Annotated in this window: 14 protein-coding genes and 1 pseudogene; 6 read left to right on the top strand and 9 right to left on the bottom strand. The window is 29.7% G+C overall.

Annotation, left to right across the window (positions count from 1 at the left end; genetic code table 11):
* Nucleotides 1-140 precede the first annotated feature (140 nt).
* Both B3Z56_RS00430 and B3Z56_RS00425 read right to left on the bottom strand, forming a co-directional pair.
* Entirely contained in the window at nucleotides 141-377 is a 237-nt protein-coding gene (locus B3Z56_RS00430) for a Veg family protein (protein WP_035134339.1), read from the bottom strand.
* Nucleotides 378-964: 587 nt separating this feature from the next.
* A pseudogene (locus B3Z56_RS00425) lies at nucleotides 965-1,182 on the bottom strand (sporulation peptidase YabG); the annotation flags it as partial.
* Nucleotides 1,183-1,308: 126 nt separating this feature from the next.
* On the opposite strand from B3Z56_RS00425, the gene B3Z56_RS00420 reads away from it, so the two are divergent.
* A complete protein-coding gene (locus tag B3Z56_RS00420) occupies nucleotides 1,309-1,779 on the top strand; it encodes a hypothetical protein (protein ID WP_346878037.1) in 471 nt (156 codons plus the stop codon).
* Nucleotides 1,780-2,178: 399 nt separating this feature from the next.
* Here the strand turns inward: B3Z56_RS00420 and yabG are convergent, their stop codons facing one another.
* Nucleotides 2,179-3,087: a sporulation peptidase YabG gene (yabG, locus tag B3Z56_RS00415; protein ID WP_346878036.1), complete on the bottom strand. Its 909-nt coding sequence runs from the start codon at nucleotides 3,085-3,087 to the stop codon at nucleotides 2,179-2,181.
* Nucleotides 3,088-3,293: 206 nt separating this feature from the next.
* Here yabG and adhE point away from each other — a divergent pair, with 206 nt between their 5' ends.
* Entirely contained in the window at nucleotides 3,294-5,930 is a 2,637-nt protein-coding gene (gene adhE / locus B3Z56_RS00410; RefSeq protein ID WP_346878035.1) for a bifunctional acetaldehyde-CoA/alcohol dehydrogenase, read from the top strand.
* Nucleotides 5,931-6,009: 79 nt separating this feature from the next.
* On the opposite strand, the gene B3Z56_RS00405 is transcribed toward adhE, so the two are convergent.
* Nucleotides 6,010-7,011, bottom strand: a complete 1,002-nt coding sequence (locus B3Z56_RS00405) for a CotS family spore coat protein (RefSeq protein WP_346846977.1) — start codon at nucleotides 7,009-7,011, stop codon at nucleotides 6,010-6,012.
* A gap of 118 nt (nucleotides 7,012-7,129) precedes the next feature.
* Here B3Z56_RS00405 and B3Z56_RS00400 point away from each other — a divergent pair, with 118 nt between their 5' ends.
* Nucleotides 7,130-8,269 carry a glycosyltransferase family 4 protein gene (locus tag B3Z56_RS00400; protein ID WP_346846976.1) on the top strand — a complete coding sequence of 380 codons (1,140 nt, stop codon included), beginning with the start codon at nucleotides 7,130-7,132 and terminating at the stop codon, nucleotides 8,267-8,269.
* 34 nt (nucleotides 8,270-8,303) lie between these two features.
* Here the strand turns inward: B3Z56_RS00400 and B3Z56_RS00395 are convergent, their stop codons facing one another.
* Genes B3Z56_RS00395 through B3Z56_RS00380 form a run of 4 tightly spaced genes read right to left on the bottom strand, consistent with a single transcriptional unit; the run spans nucleotide 8,304 to nucleotide 11,379 of the window.
* On the bottom strand, nucleotides 8,304-9,341 hold the full coding sequence (locus B3Z56_RS00395; protein ID WP_346846975.1) for a CotS family spore coat protein: 1,038 nt from the start codon (nucleotides 9,339-9,341) through the stop codon (nucleotides 8,304-8,306).
* 18 nt (nucleotides 9,342-9,359) lie between these two features.
* Entirely contained in the window at nucleotides 9,360-10,124 is a 765-nt protein-coding gene (locus tag B3Z56_RS00390; RefSeq protein WP_346846974.1) for a hypothetical protein, read from the bottom strand.
* A 10-nt stretch (nucleotides 10,125-10,134) separates the two neighbouring features.
* Nucleotides 10,135-10,353, bottom strand: a complete 219-nt coding sequence (locus B3Z56_RS00385) for a hypothetical protein (protein WP_346846973.1) — start codon at nucleotides 10,351-10,353, stop codon at nucleotides 10,135-10,137.
* A 12-nt stretch (nucleotides 10,354-10,365) separates the two neighbouring features.
* Nucleotides 10,366-11,379 (bottom strand): CotS family spore coat protein, encoded by a 1,014-nt coding sequence (locus B3Z56_RS00380; protein WP_346878034.1) that lies wholly within the window; start codon nucleotides 11,377-11,379, stop codon nucleotides 10,366-10,368.
* Between the two features lie 136 nt (nucleotides 11,380-11,515).
* On the opposite strand from B3Z56_RS00380, the gene B3Z56_RS00375 reads away from it, so the two are divergent.
* A complete protein-coding gene (locus tag B3Z56_RS00375) occupies nucleotides 11,516-12,649 on the top strand; it encodes a glycosyltransferase family 1 protein (protein WP_346878033.1) in 1,134 nt (377 codons plus the stop codon).
* Nucleotides 12,650-12,819: 170 nt separating this feature from the next.
* On the opposite strand, the gene B3Z56_RS00370 is transcribed toward B3Z56_RS00375, so the two are convergent.
* The gene (locus B3Z56_RS00370) at nucleotides 12,820-13,887 is read right to left on the bottom strand and encodes a mannose-1-phosphate guanylyltransferase (RefSeq protein WP_346846970.1); all 1,068 of its coding nucleotides are present in this window, start codon (nucleotides 13,885-13,887) and stop codon (nucleotides 12,820-12,822) included.
* A 232-nt stretch (nucleotides 13,888-14,119) separates the two neighbouring features.
* On the opposite strand from B3Z56_RS00370, the gene B3Z56_RS00365 reads away from it, so the two are divergent.
* Together B3Z56_RS00365 and B3Z56_RS00360 are read left to right on the top strand one after the other, a co-directional pair.
* Entirely contained in the window at nucleotides 14,120-15,232 is a 1,113-nt protein-coding gene (locus tag B3Z56_RS00365; RefSeq protein ID WP_346846969.1) for an LCP family protein, read from the top strand.
* Between the two features lie 198 nt (nucleotides 15,233-15,430).
* Complete coding sequence (locus tag B3Z56_RS00360; RefSeq protein ID WP_346878032.1) at nucleotides 15,431-16,744, top strand: LCP family protein; 1,314 nt, start codon at nucleotides 15,431-15,433, stop codon at nucleotides 16,742-16,744.
* Nucleotides 16,745-16,746: the final 2 nt, after the last annotated feature.

Here is a 16,746-nt window from a genome sequence, read left to right as displayed (position 1 = left end):
CGATTTCCCCTAAAGGACAACGAATTCCAAGTATCAAAAATACTGATACTAAGAATTCTGTTAGTAAAGCTTCGAAGAAGCTAAGAACTCTGTTTATACGCAAAATAAAAGAGGCATTCTTAAAAGAACACCTCTTCATTTTACCCTGCAAACACTAGCTGAACAGTTTTTGTTAGTACATCACTATAGCTATAACTAACAGTACGTTGCACATTATTATCAAGTCTAATTGTAAATATACTGTCATATGTTTTTTCCAAAACACCATCATTTACTACTACTTTACGTCTTCCTCCATTTGCCTTCAATGTCACTTTTTCGCCAACATGACTTTCGATATCTTTTTTTATCGTAGTCAATACATTTCCCATCTTCACAGTAGACACCCTCTTTCTAATATTTCCATAAAGGCTTCCAACTTTATTATAGCAGTTACCTCTCCTTATGTCAAGCAAACTAAATATTTTACAACATTTTAATAATACTTGTCAATGTTAAATATTCGTTAAATTTTTATGTATTATTTTGTTTTTTTAATCCTATGTCATTTATTTAGCTATAATGGCCAGAAACCAACTTGACATTATTATGTGTAGAATTTTTTAGAATATTCACATATAACTATATAAATCTATATTTTTAGATAAAAATGTATGGGAGTTTTAAAAAAATCTGTGGTATAAATTAAAACTATGCACTTTGCACTATTAAACCATACTGGATGTACCACAAAGAGCACCTAGAAACTTGATGTGACCCTTATAATTAAGTGTTTTATATTTTATAAATTTGTCCTGTTTTTATCAGCATTTTCTTAAATGTATTTTCATATATACCTATTTAACTTCATAACTATTTGCCTATATAACTAGTTAACTATTTGTTCTATTCATGCGGGTTTGAGAGTTTTCACTCTATACATACTATAGTTAAAATTGTATAAATCACAACTCATTTTCTCATTTCACTTTACATACTGAGACTTAGGATATCCTTCTCTGTATTTACCTCTTGTTTGTAATCCTCCTACCCCTTTAATCCCTGTGATTGTATTTTTAATTACATCTTCAATATTTATACTATATCATCGATATTAGTGTAAGCCACCTTCTCACAAATTAATACTGGATCTAAACAATGGATGAGGACCCTACTGGGGGAAGATGCAAAATTAGCACCTGCACATTATATGAACTGTCTATTATCTATCCTAAAAGTAACTTGAACATCTATAAATATGATATAATTTAAGCAGTGTTATATTTATCTAAAATTTACGTTATATTCTATATTTGAATGGAGGCACCTATGGATACACTATTAAGTTACAAATTACTAACTATGTTATTACTACTTGCAAATTCTGCGATTATTAAAAAAATGACTGATTTAGATAAATCTAAATACAAATCTATTTTTAATAATGTTATTGTTTTAGCTTTTGCATATTTGTGTATTATTTCTTTGATATATAATGATACATTAAATATAGCTATTAGCCCTAAACATATAATTTCAGTATTTATAATAAGTTTAATACTTCCTATTTTTATCTATAAATTATTAGCTATAGATAATTTTTCAAAGTTTACTTATAAACTCTCAATTATTCTAATTAACCATTTTGGAATTACATTTATCATTCCATTAATATGTTTTATAATTGGATTATTTTTAAATTTAAATTTTTTAAAAAATTACTTTCTTACAATTGCAATTTCATTTTTTATTTTAAACTATATTATTGTTGTAATTAGAGAAAAAAGTAGTATTGATTAATACTACTTTTTTCTTTTAATAGTAGTTTTATTTTAATAACTTTTTATTGAAAAATGAGTTAATTTATACTTTTCAAAAGTATATCTAGTCCCTTGTTTAATTCTCATTTATAAACCTAACTTGAAAAGTAGTAATTTTCTTACCCTTATAATTAAGTGTTTTATATTTTATAAATTTGTCCTGTTTTTATCAGCATTTTCATATATAAATATTTATATATGAAAATAGGTATATATAAACCTATATAACTTTATACCTATATACCTATTTAACTTCATAACTATTTGCCTATATGACTATATAAATAGTTAACTATTTGTTCTGTTCATGCGGGTTTCAGAGTTTTCACCCTATACATACTATAGTTAAAATTGTATAAATCACAGCTCATTTTTCATTTCACTTTACATACTGAGATTTAGGATATCCTTCTCTGTATTTACCTCTTGTTTGTAATCCTCCTACCCCTTTAATACCTGTAATTGTATTTTTAATTACATCTTCAATATTTACTATATCTTCGATATTTGTGTAAGCTACCTTCTCACAAATTAATACTGGATCTAAACAATGGATGAGGACCCTACTGGGGGAAGATGCAAAATTAGCACCTGCATCAAGCAATGCTTCGTAGTTTGATTGACAGGCACCTGCAAAAATAACCAAATCATCATAATTTGAATTATAGCTTCTTAATAAAGAAACACATTCTACAAAGTATTTTGAGTTTCTATAGTTTCCAAGATCCATATAATCTGATATATTCTTACTCATTCCATCATGACCCGTAATTACAACTATATCTGGGTTTATTTCCTTTACTAAATCTAGTATCTGGGAGGGCTGATCCTTTTCTGCTATGATTTTACCTACAGCCTCAATGGATAATTGCTTATATGTTTTTAAACAAATATCTAGGTATTGAGGATCACCATCAATATGAAGAATTTTACCTGGTCTTCCAAAGAATAATTCACTATTTTTAAAAGATGTACCTTTCTTTTCTTTTCTGTTTATCTCAGTGTCTATAACTCTTAATGCAGCGGAACTCCCTCTTGTATATGACCTTGATAGTAAAACTTTCTTTAGAGCAGTATTTACTTTTTTATTAAATACTTTATCCTTCTCCCCAACTCCCTCACTGTCAATAACCTCTAAATCATCTTCTATGCTATCTGCCTCAATTCTTATATTTAACCCCTTTAATAAATATTTTTTAACACCCTCATCATCAATTTCTATATCTATTATTTTAAATACTATATCTTTATTATAAGATTTTCTTACTACTCTATCACCTATATTCACCTATATCTCTCCTCATGATTTCCTCTTTATATCATATGAACTTTACTTAATAATTGTGAGATATTAAACCTATGGAACTCGGTAAACAAATATAAAAATACAGTAAAAGATTGATAAAAATTTAACTAAATATGTTGAAATATTATTTTCATGGGTTATAATATAATTAGTTAAATAAATAACAAAGTTTAGGGGGTATATACTAAATGTCTACTGAAAAAATTGATACAAAATCTGTTAAGGAGTCTAAGAATGATTTCATTTCAAACTCTAGCAATTCAGCTGATAAAGCTATATCATCTGTGGATTCTGAAATTAATAACCTTGTTAAAAATGCTCGTGATGCCTACGAGGAATTTTTAACCTTTGATCAAAATTCCATAGATAATATAGTTAAAAAAATGACAATCTCTGCCCTAAGTAAACACCGTGAACTAGCTAAAATGGCTATAGATGAGACAGAAATGGGTGTATATGAAGATAAAATAACTAAAAATATATTTGCCTCTGAGTATGTATACAACAGTATAAAAGATTTAAAAACTGTGGGTATTGTGAATGAAGAAGAAGATTATATGGAAGTTGCAGAACCTATAGGCGTAGTAGCAGGAGTTACTCCAACTACTAATCCTACTTCCACTACAATCTTTAAATCCTTAATAGCTATAAAAACTAAAAATCCTATAATATTTAGCTTTCATCCTAGGGCTCAAAAATGCAGTATATCTACTGCTAAGTTGCTTTTGGATGCAGCTATTAAAGCAGGTGCTCCTAAGAATTGTATTCAATGGATTAGTAGTACTTCCATTGAAGGTTCACAAAAACTTATGCTTCATCCTGGAGTAGATATTATTCTTGCAACCGGTGGTCCTGGTATGGTTAAATCAGCTTACTCTACCGGAAAGCCAGCTCTTGGTGTTGGTGCAGGAAATGTTCCTTGCTATATAGAAAAAACAGCCAATATTAAAAGATCTGTTAATGACTTAGTACTATCAAAATCCTTTGATAATGGTACCATTTGTGCCTCAGAACAGGCAGTTATTATAGATAGAGAAATTAGTGATGAAGTAATTTCTCTCTTAAAAGAACGTAACTGTTACTTTCTTAATAAAGAAGAAATGTTAAAACTTCAAAAGGTTGCTATAGATGAAAAAAGGCAATCTATGAATCCAAACATAGTAGGTCAAGGAGCTACAAAAATCGCAGAAATGGCTGATATTAAAGTTCCAAAGGACACAAAGGTTCTAGTATGTGAACCTGGCGGAATCGGTGCAGATTATCCTCTTTCAAGAGAAAAGCTTAGTCCTATCCTTTCAATGTTTATAGTTGATAGTACTGAAGATGGAATAAAAGCCTCTGAAGATATGATTGCTTTTGGTGGTCTAGGTCACTCTGCTGTTCTTCATTCTACCAATGACCAGGTTATTGAGGAATTCTCTAGAAGAGTTAAGGTTGGTAGAATAATAATAAACTCTCCTTCCTCTCAAGGTGCTATAGGAGATATTTATAATGTAAATATTCCTTCATTAACTTTGGGTTGCGGAACCATGGGTAGAAATTCAACAACTCAAAATGTTAGTGCAAACAACTTAATAAATATTAAACGCGTAGCTAAAAGGAGAGTTAATATGCAATGGTTTAGAGTTCCGGAAAGAATTTTCTTTGAACCTGGGTCTCTTTCATACCTTGAAAAACTTAAGGGTAAAAGAGCCTTCATCGTAGCAGATAAATTCATGGATAGACTTGGATATGTATCTAAAGTAATGGGACATCTTAAGAAAGCTAACTTTGATGTAAATGTGTTTTTAGACGTAGAGCCAGACCCATCTACAGAAACTGTCATGAGGGGAACTGCTCAAATGAATAGCTTTGAACCTGATGTTATAATAGCCCTTGGTGGAGGGTCAGCAATGGATGCTGCTAAAGGTATGTGGCTCTTCTACGAAAATCCTGATATAGACTTTAATGGTCTTAAACTTAGATTTATGGATATAAGAAAAAGAGCTTTTAAGTTTCCTTCTCTAGGTAAAAAGTCTAGATTAGTTGCTATTCCTACAACTTCTGGAACTGGGTCTGAGGTTACAGCCTTTGCTGTTATAACTGATAAAGAGAATAATATAAAATATCCATTAGCAGATTATGAGCTAACCCCTGATATTGCTATAATAGATCCGGAGTTAGTTATGACTGTACCACCATCAGTTACAGCAGATACTGGGTTAGATGTTTTAACTCACGCTATAGAAGCTTATGTATCTGTCATGGCTTCCGATTATACGGATGCCTTAGCTCTTAAAGCTATAGAGATTGTTTTTAAATATCTACCTATTGCATATAAAGATGGAAGTAATGCTCTTGCTAGAGAAAAGATGCACAATGCTTCTTGTATTGCAGGTATGGCATTTACCAATGCATTTTTAGGAGTTAATCATAGTATAGCTCATAAATTAGGTTCAGAATTCCATATACCTCACGGAAGAGCAAATGCTATCATGCTTCCACACGTTATAAACTATAATGGAAGTAATCCAAGTAAGTTAGTAGCCTTCCCTAAATATGAATATTATAAAGCTCCTGAAAAGTTCATGGAAATAGCAAAGTTTTTAGGTTTAGCTCACTCTACCTGTGAAGAAGCTGTAAATAATTTGGTGGAAGCTATCAGAAACCTAATGCTAGAGTTAAATGTTCCAATTACCCTTAGTCAATGTGGTGTTACTAAGGAGCATCTAGATTCTGTACTATATTCATTAGCTGATGAAGCTTTTGAAGATCAATGTACTATCTCAAACCCTAGACTACCTCTAGTTTCTGAAATTGCAGAACTAATTAAGGATGCCTTTTAATAAGGATTTAAATTAAAAATGAAAAGTTGTGGTATATCACATATTCCACAACTTTTTTATCTTCTCAAGGATAATCTCCTTAAATATTATAGAATTCTTTAAATTGTCTCATAAAACTTTCAAATTTTTCTCTTTCTTGTATAAGCTCCTCCATTTTCTTATTAAAAGTGTTTTGTACCCAATTTACTTCATTATAATAATACCTATTACATATTCTCCAATATCTTTGAGGGAACATCAAGAATGCATATAGCACCATATATTCATCATCTTCTATTGGAGATATTTCATTATAATTATCAATTATAAGCTTTGCTAACTCAAAATCCCATTCTCGTCTCTTTAAAACTTTAATCATAAAATTAGATAAATCAAAAGCTCTGACCTCTCTTTTACAGTAATCGAAATCTATTATACTTACTTCATTTTTTTCGTCTACTATTATATTGTGATAAGTAAAGTCATGATGACAAAAACTTTTTTCTTCCTCAGATATCCTACAAATATTATAATAATTAGATTGATTTAGAACCTCTAGGGCCTTTTGCCCTAAAACTTTATAATAATCCATTGATTTTATATAATTTAAATCAAACTCCGTCTTATGATTCCTTTTCTTTCTAACCATTTCTTTCATCTTATCAAAGGATTTTATTCTTTTTTCCATTAAATGAGGCCATCTTCCTAAGTCAGATTTTAATTTACTATTCTCAGATGGTTCATATCCCTTTGACGCTAAATGAAAATTAGCTAGAGCTCTAGATGCCAATATTAAATCATCATCACTATGGAAATCACATTCTCTCCCTTCTATCCATTGAGATAAAGTATAAATATCTTCGTTTACTAGAGCATATGGTTTTTCCTCTGTATTAAGATAATATCTATCTATGTTCTTAAACCCATTATTGTATAGATGTTCTTTAGCTCCATATACAAAGAATAATTTTTGAGTACCATAGCTTATTTTCTTTAAGCACCTGACACCTTTATTAGTTTTTAATTGATATACACCCTTATTAGGTTTAATATTTTCAATTTTAATATCAAATTGACGTTCAATTTCAAACTCTCTCATCATAATTTCGCACCCCCTCTATAATTTATATGTATCAACAGCATAATTTAGAATAGCCATAACATATTTGAGTTTAAGTGAATAGTATGGATTATAATACCTATTGTAAAGGAGCATTTATATGAATATTGGTATAGACATTAGAGCTGCCAAGTGGTACAGGGGTACAGGTATAGGAACTTATTCCTATCAGCTCATAAACGCTATTAATAAAATTGATACCTTAAATGAATACACCCTCTTTAGTGATTGTAATTCTACACCCATAAACTTTAACTCTAATTTTAAAATTTGCTCTACTCCTAATATAAATACTAATAATTTTTGGGAAAGTGTAAGTCTTCCTATAAATTTAAACAATGAAGATTTAAACATATATCATGTACCTCAAAATGGTATTGGCTTACCTTTGGATCATAATCTTCCTTTTGTTATCACTCTCCATGATACAATTCCAGCACATATGCCAGAAACAGTTGGTGATAAATATCTTAGTCTTTTTAACAGTTCCATGGAGAATATAGTAAATAGATGTGATGGTATAATTACTGTTTCTAATTTTTCTAAGGAAGATATATCAAAGGATTTTAATTTCCCAAAAGAAAAAATATATGTTACCTATTTAGCTAGTGAAGATATCTATAAACCCCTTGATAAAATTCTATGCAGTACTATAATAAAAAAATACTATTCTTTACCTAAAAATTATATTTTGTATACAGGTGGTTTCAGTCCTCGAAAGAATATTTCTGGCCTTATAGAAGCTTTTAGTAAAATTCATGGTAAACTACCTAATGAAATGAAATTAGTCATAGCAGGAACTAAGGGTAAATCCTATAGTATTTATAAGAATCTTTGTGAAAAGTTAAAAATTACTGACAAAGTCATATTTCCTGGTTTTATAGCAATGGAACATATGCCTTATCTATACAATAATGCAGCCCTTCTAGTTTATCCTTCCTTTTATGAAGGCTTTGGACTTCCTCCTCTAGAGGCTATGGCATGCGGTATTCCTGTAGTTGCATCCAATGTAACTTCTATACCTGAAATTTTAGGTGATAGTGCACTACTATGCTCTCCCTATTCTATAGAGGAACTGGGAGAAAGTATTTTAAAGACACTACTAGATAATGTATTGAGAAATGATTTAATTAATAAGGGTTTTATGAAAGTAAACTCTCTATCCTGGGAGAGAACCGCAATACAAACTCTAGATAGCTATAAAAAAATAACTTCATCAGATAAAAAGGAAGATACATAGAGTATCTTCCTTTTATGCTACATCCTAGGGGGGGCTAGGGTGTAGCCAATTTGTAAATATTTTTGAATGTTTCTACCATATCTTGTCTTTCCTCTATATCTTGCACTTTTTTTTGTATTTTATACAGGTAACTATTGAATTTCCAAAGTTTTTTTCTATAAAAATAATCTCTAGATATAGAGTAAAATCCTTCTGGGAATAATAACATTCCATAAAGCACTTCGTACTCTTCCTTTGATATAGGTGATATGGAATTATATTCTTTTATAATTTGTTTCAACATATTGAAGTCATAGCAACTATTCTTTGTGGTCTTATTTATAAAATTACATATATCATGAACTCTTAAATCTATTATGGAATAGTCAAAATCTATAAAATATCCTTTATTATCCTTTATTAAAATATTGTGATAAGCTAAATCATGATGACAAAGAATAAAATTATTTTTCACCTTACATAGCTCCATGTAAGGTGACTTTTCTAATACTTCTATACTCTTTTTCATTCTTTCAAGGAAATAATCTACGTGAGTAAGAAATATTTCATGAAACTCATTTTTATTCTTATAACTTAAAGCCATAGTCTTCATATTTTCTAAATCCTGAAGCTTTTCCTTATAACTATTTATAAGTTTAAAACCTTTAAATCTGCTACAATCCTTAGAAAATCCTATATCTCTTGATGCTTCATGCATCTCTGCTAGACTCCTAACTGCTATATTAATATCTAAAGGATTATTGTATTCACACTCTCTGCCTTCTATCAAATCCATAACTACATAGGTACTGTCCTTCCACACTGTGGTGATATGTCCCATATTATTTCGATAAAAATTTATGACTCTATCAAATCCATTGTTTGTTAGATAATCTATACCGTATACTATAAAATATAAATCTTCCTTGGTATAATCTATTTTCTTTAATATTTTATTTCCCTTATCTGTTAACAGAATAAATACCTTTCTTAATGGAATTACATCCGTTACTAAAAAATCATAACTATTAAAAAGTTTTATATCTAAGTTGTATTTACTAAGCCATTCCTTATAAGAAAATCTATTTTCCATAATATTTCAGTCACCTCCTTATATTAAAGACATTTCATCCTCTTTAATACCATTTAATAACCTTCTTATATACTCCTCTTCATTCCAACTTTTTTTATTCTTCTTATATTTCTCATATATCTTAATAAATTCATAGGGATAAGATAACAGTGCTCTAATGAATACTTTACTACTTTCACCCAATCCTTCTAACTTACAAAATTCATCTATACACTTATTAAAATCCACCTTAAATCCCTTTCTCTTAAGCTTTACTAAAAAATAATAGCAATCCATCTCTACCATGTTATATGCTATGTCATCGAAATTTACAATTTCTATGGTTTCACTTTTTCCTAGATTATCAAAATCTACATTAGTTAAACATATCTCTACATTATCCATACTTCTTGCAACTAACTCCATATAGTCATTATTCATTATTGTATCAATAACCTTTTCACCCCTAGCTAAAACTCTGTCTCCTCTTTCTAAAACTATCTCTTCTACTCTATCTATTGGTCCATTTTCTTTAATTTTTTCTAGGCTACGCCTAAATTTTTTAAGCTGAATTTTATCATCTTCAATGAGCTTACAAGTGTGATTATTTATTCTTTTTCTTAAATATCCATTAAAGCCACAAGATAACTTATGGACTTCATTTATAATGTTAATTTGGTTTATTACTTTTTCCTCTAATATGCGTCTACTTAAGGTCTCATTGCTTTTCAGCATAAAATTTACTTTTTTAACACCCTTAGTACATAAATATTGCTGAAAGCTATCATAAAAAAATCTATTCATTTTAACACCTCTACTTACGTTTATTTTTTTCTACTTTATTTATCTTCTTCAGTATTTCTTCTTTCTCCATTTCAAGCTCCATCATCTTCTTTTTTCTTTTTTTTATTTTCTTTAATTCTTTAACGTAAGCTTCCATATCCTCTAATCTTTTATCATAATCCTCTATGGTTTTTAGTTCTTCCAGCTCTTCAATAAATTCATCATAATTTTTGTTTTCATTCTTACTCACATAACCCCCTCCTTAAAGATTATCTAACTTAAATTCTCTAAAGCTATTTATAAATTCCTGTCTTTCTTCTCTGTCATCGTCATAGGCTTTTAATTTTCTTAAAAAGAAATCCTCTCCCCACATTTTTTTCTCCCAATAATATTGAATACCTCGTTGCCAATAATCTTGAGGAAATTCCATAAATGCAGCCATGATTTTAATATCATCTTGTTCTAACCTATGGGTTGATTTATAAGCTTTTAATATAATTTTTACTCTTTCTTCATTCCATCTTCCATACTTCATAGCCCTAATTAAAAGGCTAGATAAGTCATGTAAATGTGTATCTAAAATACAATAGTCAAAATCAATGATATTAACCTTATTATCCTTGCCTATTAATACATTGTGGTTGGCATAATCGTGATGACAAAACCCCCCTAGCCTTATCTCATCAAGGATCTTAATTTCATAATTTGTATCACAAAGATTATTAATTGCTCTGTCACATCTCTGAAGCTCCTCTTTCATCATACTTAAATAGTACAAGTCAACATCTGTCTTTTTGTCTCTTCTATCTATAATATCTTTGAAGCTCAATATTTCTCCCTTTCTTGTCCTATACACTTCTATCCACTTAAACCAACCAACTCTAGGTTTCATATCTCTACTTACTATAAATCCTTCACTACATTTATGAAGCTGTCCTAATTTTTTAGCAGCTATAGAAAGTTCAATGGGATTTTCATAAGAACTCTCCCGCCCATTAAGCCATGGCGTTACATAGGCAAAGTTCTCATGGAATTTTATATAATCCATCCCTCTTGTTGTTCTTATTATGTTTGGTACATACTTAAATCCATTGCTATCTAGATGTTTCATAGCTCCTAATATGAATAAAAAATGTGGAAGTTCATATTTTACTACCTTTAGACAATATATCTGTTTACCTGCCTCTACTCTATAAACGCTTTTTATTTTTTCTATAGAAGTTAGTCCAATGTTATATTCTTTTTTCAATATTTCTGATATCTCTAAATCCTTCAAAAAAACCTCCTCCATAAACCTTCTATAGGTAATATATGATAACTCCAATAAATGTGTGTTTAGTTTTCAAGTATTTGTAACACTTATTTATTCCCTGATTAATATGTAATATATGGTTTTAAAAGGAGTGAAATTTATGAAGTTAGCCATAGATGGTAGAGGCATAAACTGGTATAACGGAAGTGGTATAGGAACATATACAGAAAACCTTTTGAAAAACTTACTTAACATAGATAGAAATAATTTTTATCAAATTTATTGGTCTGGTGAAAACTATGAAAGTTATCAAAAGGAAAATACTAATTTAGTTATGTGCTCAAAAAAATATCAAAGATTCTTTCAGGATAATTTTTTCCCTGAAGACTTAAAAAGAGAAAATATAGATTTATATCATATTCCACAAAATGGTATAGGGTTGACTCCTGAAGTTCATTGCAAAACAGTAGTTACAATTCACGATTTAATTCCCTATATAATGCCTGAAACTGTAGGCAGGGGCTACTTATTAAAATTTTTGAAAGAGATGCCTTATATCGCAGAAGCTAGTAACGGAATTATTACAGTATCAGAATACTCAAAACAAGATATATTAAGATTTTTCCCAATAGATGAGAGTAAAGTATTTGTTACTCCCTTAGCTGCCGATAAAAAATATATGCCCTTAGACAAAGAGCTGTGCAAAAATATAATAAAAGAAAAATATGATATAGATAAACCTTTCATTCTTTATGTTGGGGGTTTTAGTAAAAGAAAAAATGTATATTCCCTTATAAGTACCTTTAGTAAGTTAGTAAACCATATGGATAAAGAATATAATTTAGTAATTGTAGGCTCCTATAGAGATGAATCTCAGGAGCTAGTAAAATTAGTTGATAAACTTAATATGAAACGATATATAAAATTTACAGGTTTTGCACCTGATGAAGATTTGCCTATTTATTACAATGCCTGTGAATGCTTTGCATATCCCTCATTATATGAAGGTTTTGGATTACCACCACTTGAAGCAATGAGTTGCGGTACCCCAGTAATTTCTTCAAATACAACCTCTATCCCAGAAGTAGTTGGACATAGTGGTATTCTAATTGATCCACATAGTGATAAAGCTCTTTTAGATGCCCTGGAGCTTATGCTTGGTAGTGAAACCCTTCGAAATGAATTTAGCAAAATATCACTTTTAAGAGCAAAAGAATTTTCTTGGGAAAATACAGCTAAGAAAACTTTAGATATATATAATGAAATTTATAAGAGAGCCCTGGAAGAAAGGTGATACTCTTCTAGATGACTTTATTTTAAATATATATTTTCTGTTCTCATTGAAACATATAAAACCCTACAGTGTATATTGACTGTAGGGTTTTATATGTTTGAAAAAGTTTAATTATTAAGCTTAGTTTTAGTAAGATATTATTCTCCTCTAAAACTAAGCTTAAATTCATATTACAAGAACTCTTCTAACTCCTTTTCTTCCTTCATTTCATTAATCAGATGCTTTAACTCTTGATCCTTATTTTTATCCATTACTAAAATAACATCCCCTGCATCTACAATAACTAAGTCTTTAATTCCAAAACCTATAATTAGATTTTTCTGTCCAAATACTGCACAGTTCTCACTGGAATTTAAGTATGCAGAACCAACTATCCTATTACCATTGTGTTCATCTAAAAATCTAGTTAAGGATGCAAAACTTCCAATATCATCCCACTGAAATTCACTTTTTATTACATATCCTTTTCTAGTTTTCTGCATTATTCCAAAATCAACTGAGATACCATCGATTATCTTATATTCTCTCTCTATAACTTCTTCTTCATCCTCTTCTCCAACATGTTTATAAATTTCACTTACAGAGCTATACATCTTTGGTAAGTACTTTTGCATTTCTCTTAGAAATACATCCGCTCTCCATACAAACATTCCAGAGTTCCATAGATAGGTACCTTTTAAAATAAAATCCTTAGCCACATCTATATTGGGCTTTTCTGTAAATCTAGCTACCTTATAAGTTTTCATAGAGCTTACCACTGGGTCTCCCATTTCAATATATCCATAACCTGTTTCTGGCCTACTAGGCTCAATGCCTATAGTTATAAGCCCTCTTCTTTTTTCTGCAAGCTCTACTGCATTCCTCAAGGTATCTATAAATTCCTTTTCTCCCTCTATATAATGGTCAGATGGTAACACTACCATAACAGCATCCTTATCTCTCTTTAACAGCTTGGCTGCTGCAAGACCTATGCAAGTAGCAGTTTCTTTATTGCTAGGCTCTATAAATATATTTTCTTTATTTAGTTGAGATAATTCTCCATGAATTTTTTCAATATATTCTTTATTAGTAACTACAAATATATTTTCTTTATTTATTAAAGGTTCTATCCTTTTTACTGTATTAGTCAAAAAGCTATCTTCATTAAAAACTTTTAAAAACTGCTTGGGATTATTAGAGCGAGACAGTGGATACAACCTTGTACCTTTGCCTCCTGCCAAAATTAACGCGTATAACACAAGTATCACCTTTTATATTGCTTATTTTCATAATATGAACTTTAAAAGAAATTTGTGAAGAATAAAAAACTTCTTTTAATATACCATTATAAGAAATTTTATCGTATAATTATAGAATAGTTTATGGAATAAGTTTAATTTTGTAATACTTTTGTAATCTCTATATATACCATAGTTGTTAATATATAATTGACATCTAGTATAAAAAATACTTAGAAAGGGTGGTTTTACATTGGGTGATGATAAGACTTCTATTAATAGAAGAACCACTGTCAATAAAACAGCATCTATAGATGCTAAAAAAAATAGCTTAAAGAAAAAAAGAGCAAAGCAACGTAAACGACGAAGAATTATATCCATTACAATAATCTCATTAATTATATTACTTATTATATTCTTAGTAAGTATAAATTCTACTCTAGGTAGAATGAAGCGTACTACAATCAATGATGACAATTTAGAAATTAGTGATAAATTTAAAGAGGGCAATAATAATTATATTCCATTTGAAGGAATTATAAATATAGCACTATTTGGAATAGATAAAGAAGAAGATAATATTCAGCGTTCTGATGCCATAATGGTAGGTACACTAGATACCACAACTAATAAAATTAAAGTTACTTCATTTATGAGAGATACCTATGTTAATATTCCAGAGTATGGTTATGATAAACTTAATCATGCTTATGCCTATGGTGGACCTGAACTTGCTATATCTACTCTAAATAAAAACTTCGATCTTAATATAACAGATTATGTTACTGTAAACTTTGAAGAATTGCAACAAATTATTGATGCTATCGGTGGTATTGATATGAGTCTTGATGCAAGCGAAATTAAAGTTCTAAATGAATATCTAGATTACTTAAATGACTTCTACAAAAAACCTATCAAAAATGTTTATGTTAGTAAAAATGGGAAAGTTCATTTAACTGGATTTGAAGCACTTGCTTACACTCGCAACAGAAGTACAAATGGTGGTGACTTTGATAGAACTGCTAGACAGAGGCACGTTATGGAGGAAATGTTTAATAAAATCTCTAGTTCCGGTGTAGCAAAATTAACTTCTATGATAAATAAACTTCTACCACTTGTTGAAACTAGCTTATCTAACTCTGAAATTGTAAATCTCAGCACGCAAGTACTAACCCTCGGAAACTATAATATTGAACAAGAAAGATTCCCCAGAAATGGATATTGTGAAGATTCTTATATTAATGGTATTTTTTATCTATGTTATAATGAAAATATAACAAAAGAACAAGTTTACGAATATATTTTCCATGACAATAAAATGTGGGATTCACTTAATAATAATAAAGACGCTAATGATAATAACTAATAGTATTCTGTAAACTGTTTGACATTAAATCCCACCTACCAATATATACGTTTCATGTAATTTTATTTGAATTATTTCGAACTATCTACTTAATTGTTATTTTTTACAGCAATTGAGTGGATGCCAATTTATTTTATTATATATTTAATTTTAATGTTTATATAATTAAATATAAATTCAACTTAGGATGTGATAATTTTGGAAGATTTGAAAAATAAAGAAAGAATGAGAAAAAAAAGAAGAAAAAAGCATTTACTAATAAAGATATTTATCGCTTTGGTAATAGCACTTGTTTTATTATTAGTTACTGGGTGGTTATATGGAAATAATCTACTGTCTAAAATAAAAAGAACTGAAATTAATGAAAATGATCTTGGAATAAAAGATGAAGTTAATGAAAAAATTCAAACTAATAATATTAAAGATATAGTTAATATAGCAATTCTAGGAGTAGATGAATCTGAGAATGATGCAGGTCGTTCTGATGCAACTATGATAGCAACCTTTGACCCTATTCATAAGAAATTAAAGATTACATCCATAATGAGAGACACCTATGCAGATATACCTGGTTATGGAAAAGATAAACTCAATCATGCCTATGCTTACGGTGGTCCTCAGCTTTCAATAAAAACTCTAAATCAAGATTTTGGACTTAATATTAAAGATTATGTGAAAATTAATTTTGAAGAGCTCGAAGGACTTATAGATGCTATCGGCGGTATTGATATGAAAATGGAATATATGGAGATGTACGAAGTTAATAACTATATAGAACGTTACTCTGAAGCCAGAAATATTACAGAGGAAAAACTAGTTAAGGATGAGAAAACCGGGAAATATCATCTAACTGGATTCCAAACTCTGGGTTATTGCAGAATTAGAAGTATTGGTAATGGTGACTTTGATAGAACAGAAAGACATCGTAAGATTATGACTGAAATGTTTAATAAAATCTCTAAAGCCGGCACTGCAGAGCTTGCTTCCATGGCAGCCAAACTATTGCCTTATGTAGAAACCAGTCTATCTAACAAAGAAATAATTAATCTAGCTACAAATGTACTTAACCTAGGAACTAAAAATATAGAACAAGAAAGATTCCCAAGAGATGAATATACTCATAACTCAAAAATTAATGATATATTCTACTTATGCTATGATGAAGATTATACCGAGGAACAAATTCATGAATATATTTTTAATGATAGAAAAATGTGGCTAGAACCTAACCCAAAGGTATATAATCACGATGCTGAACACTCACATGGTAATGAAATATCAGATTATCAGAATACAAATACCGAAACTACAGCTCCTAATACCAATGTGGAAACAGAGGCTTCTACTCCGAGTAACAATGGCAATACTATTGAAAATAACACTAATGATACAGGTAACTCCTCAAATGGTGATGGTTCCAATAATGTTGATAACACTGAAGGTGAAGGGACATCTACAGATACCCCAGTGGACCCACCTACAGAAGGTACTGACCAAACAACTAATCCTTAATG

This window comes from Clostridium sp. UBA7791, assembly GCF_002480755.1.
GTDB lineage: Bacteria > Bacillota > Clostridia > Clostridiales > Clostridiaceae > Clostridium_J > Clostridium_J sulfidigenes.
This window is presented reverse-complemented; position numbering and strand designations above follow the sequence as displayed.

Coding starts and splice junctions, on each gene's coding strand:
- B3Z56_RS00420 (WP_346878037.1), top strand. CDS start 1,309: ATGGATACACTATTAAGTTACAAATTACTAACTATGTTATTACTACTT.
- adhE (WP_346878035.1), top strand. CDS start 3,294: ATGTCTACTGAAAAAATTGATACAAAATCTGTTAAGGAGTCTAAGAAT.
- B3Z56_RS00405 (WP_346846977.1), bottom strand. CDS start 7,011: ATGATGAGAGAGTTTGAAATTGAACGTCAATTTGATATTAAAATTGAA.
- B3Z56_RS00400 (WP_346846976.1), top strand. CDS start 7,130: ATGAATATTGGTATAGACATTAGAGCTGCCAAGTGGTACAGGGGTACA.
- B3Z56_RS00395 (WP_346846975.1), bottom strand. CDS start 9,341: ATGGAAAATAGATTTTCTTATAAGGAATGGCTTAGTAAATACAACTTA.
- B3Z56_RS00390 (WP_346846974.1), bottom strand. CDS start 10,124: ATGAATAGATTTTTTTATGATAGCTTTCAGCAATATTTATGTACTAAG.
- B3Z56_RS00375 (WP_346878033.1), top strand. CDS start 11,516: ATGAAGTTAGCCATAGATGGTAGAGGCATAAACTGGTATAACGGAAGT.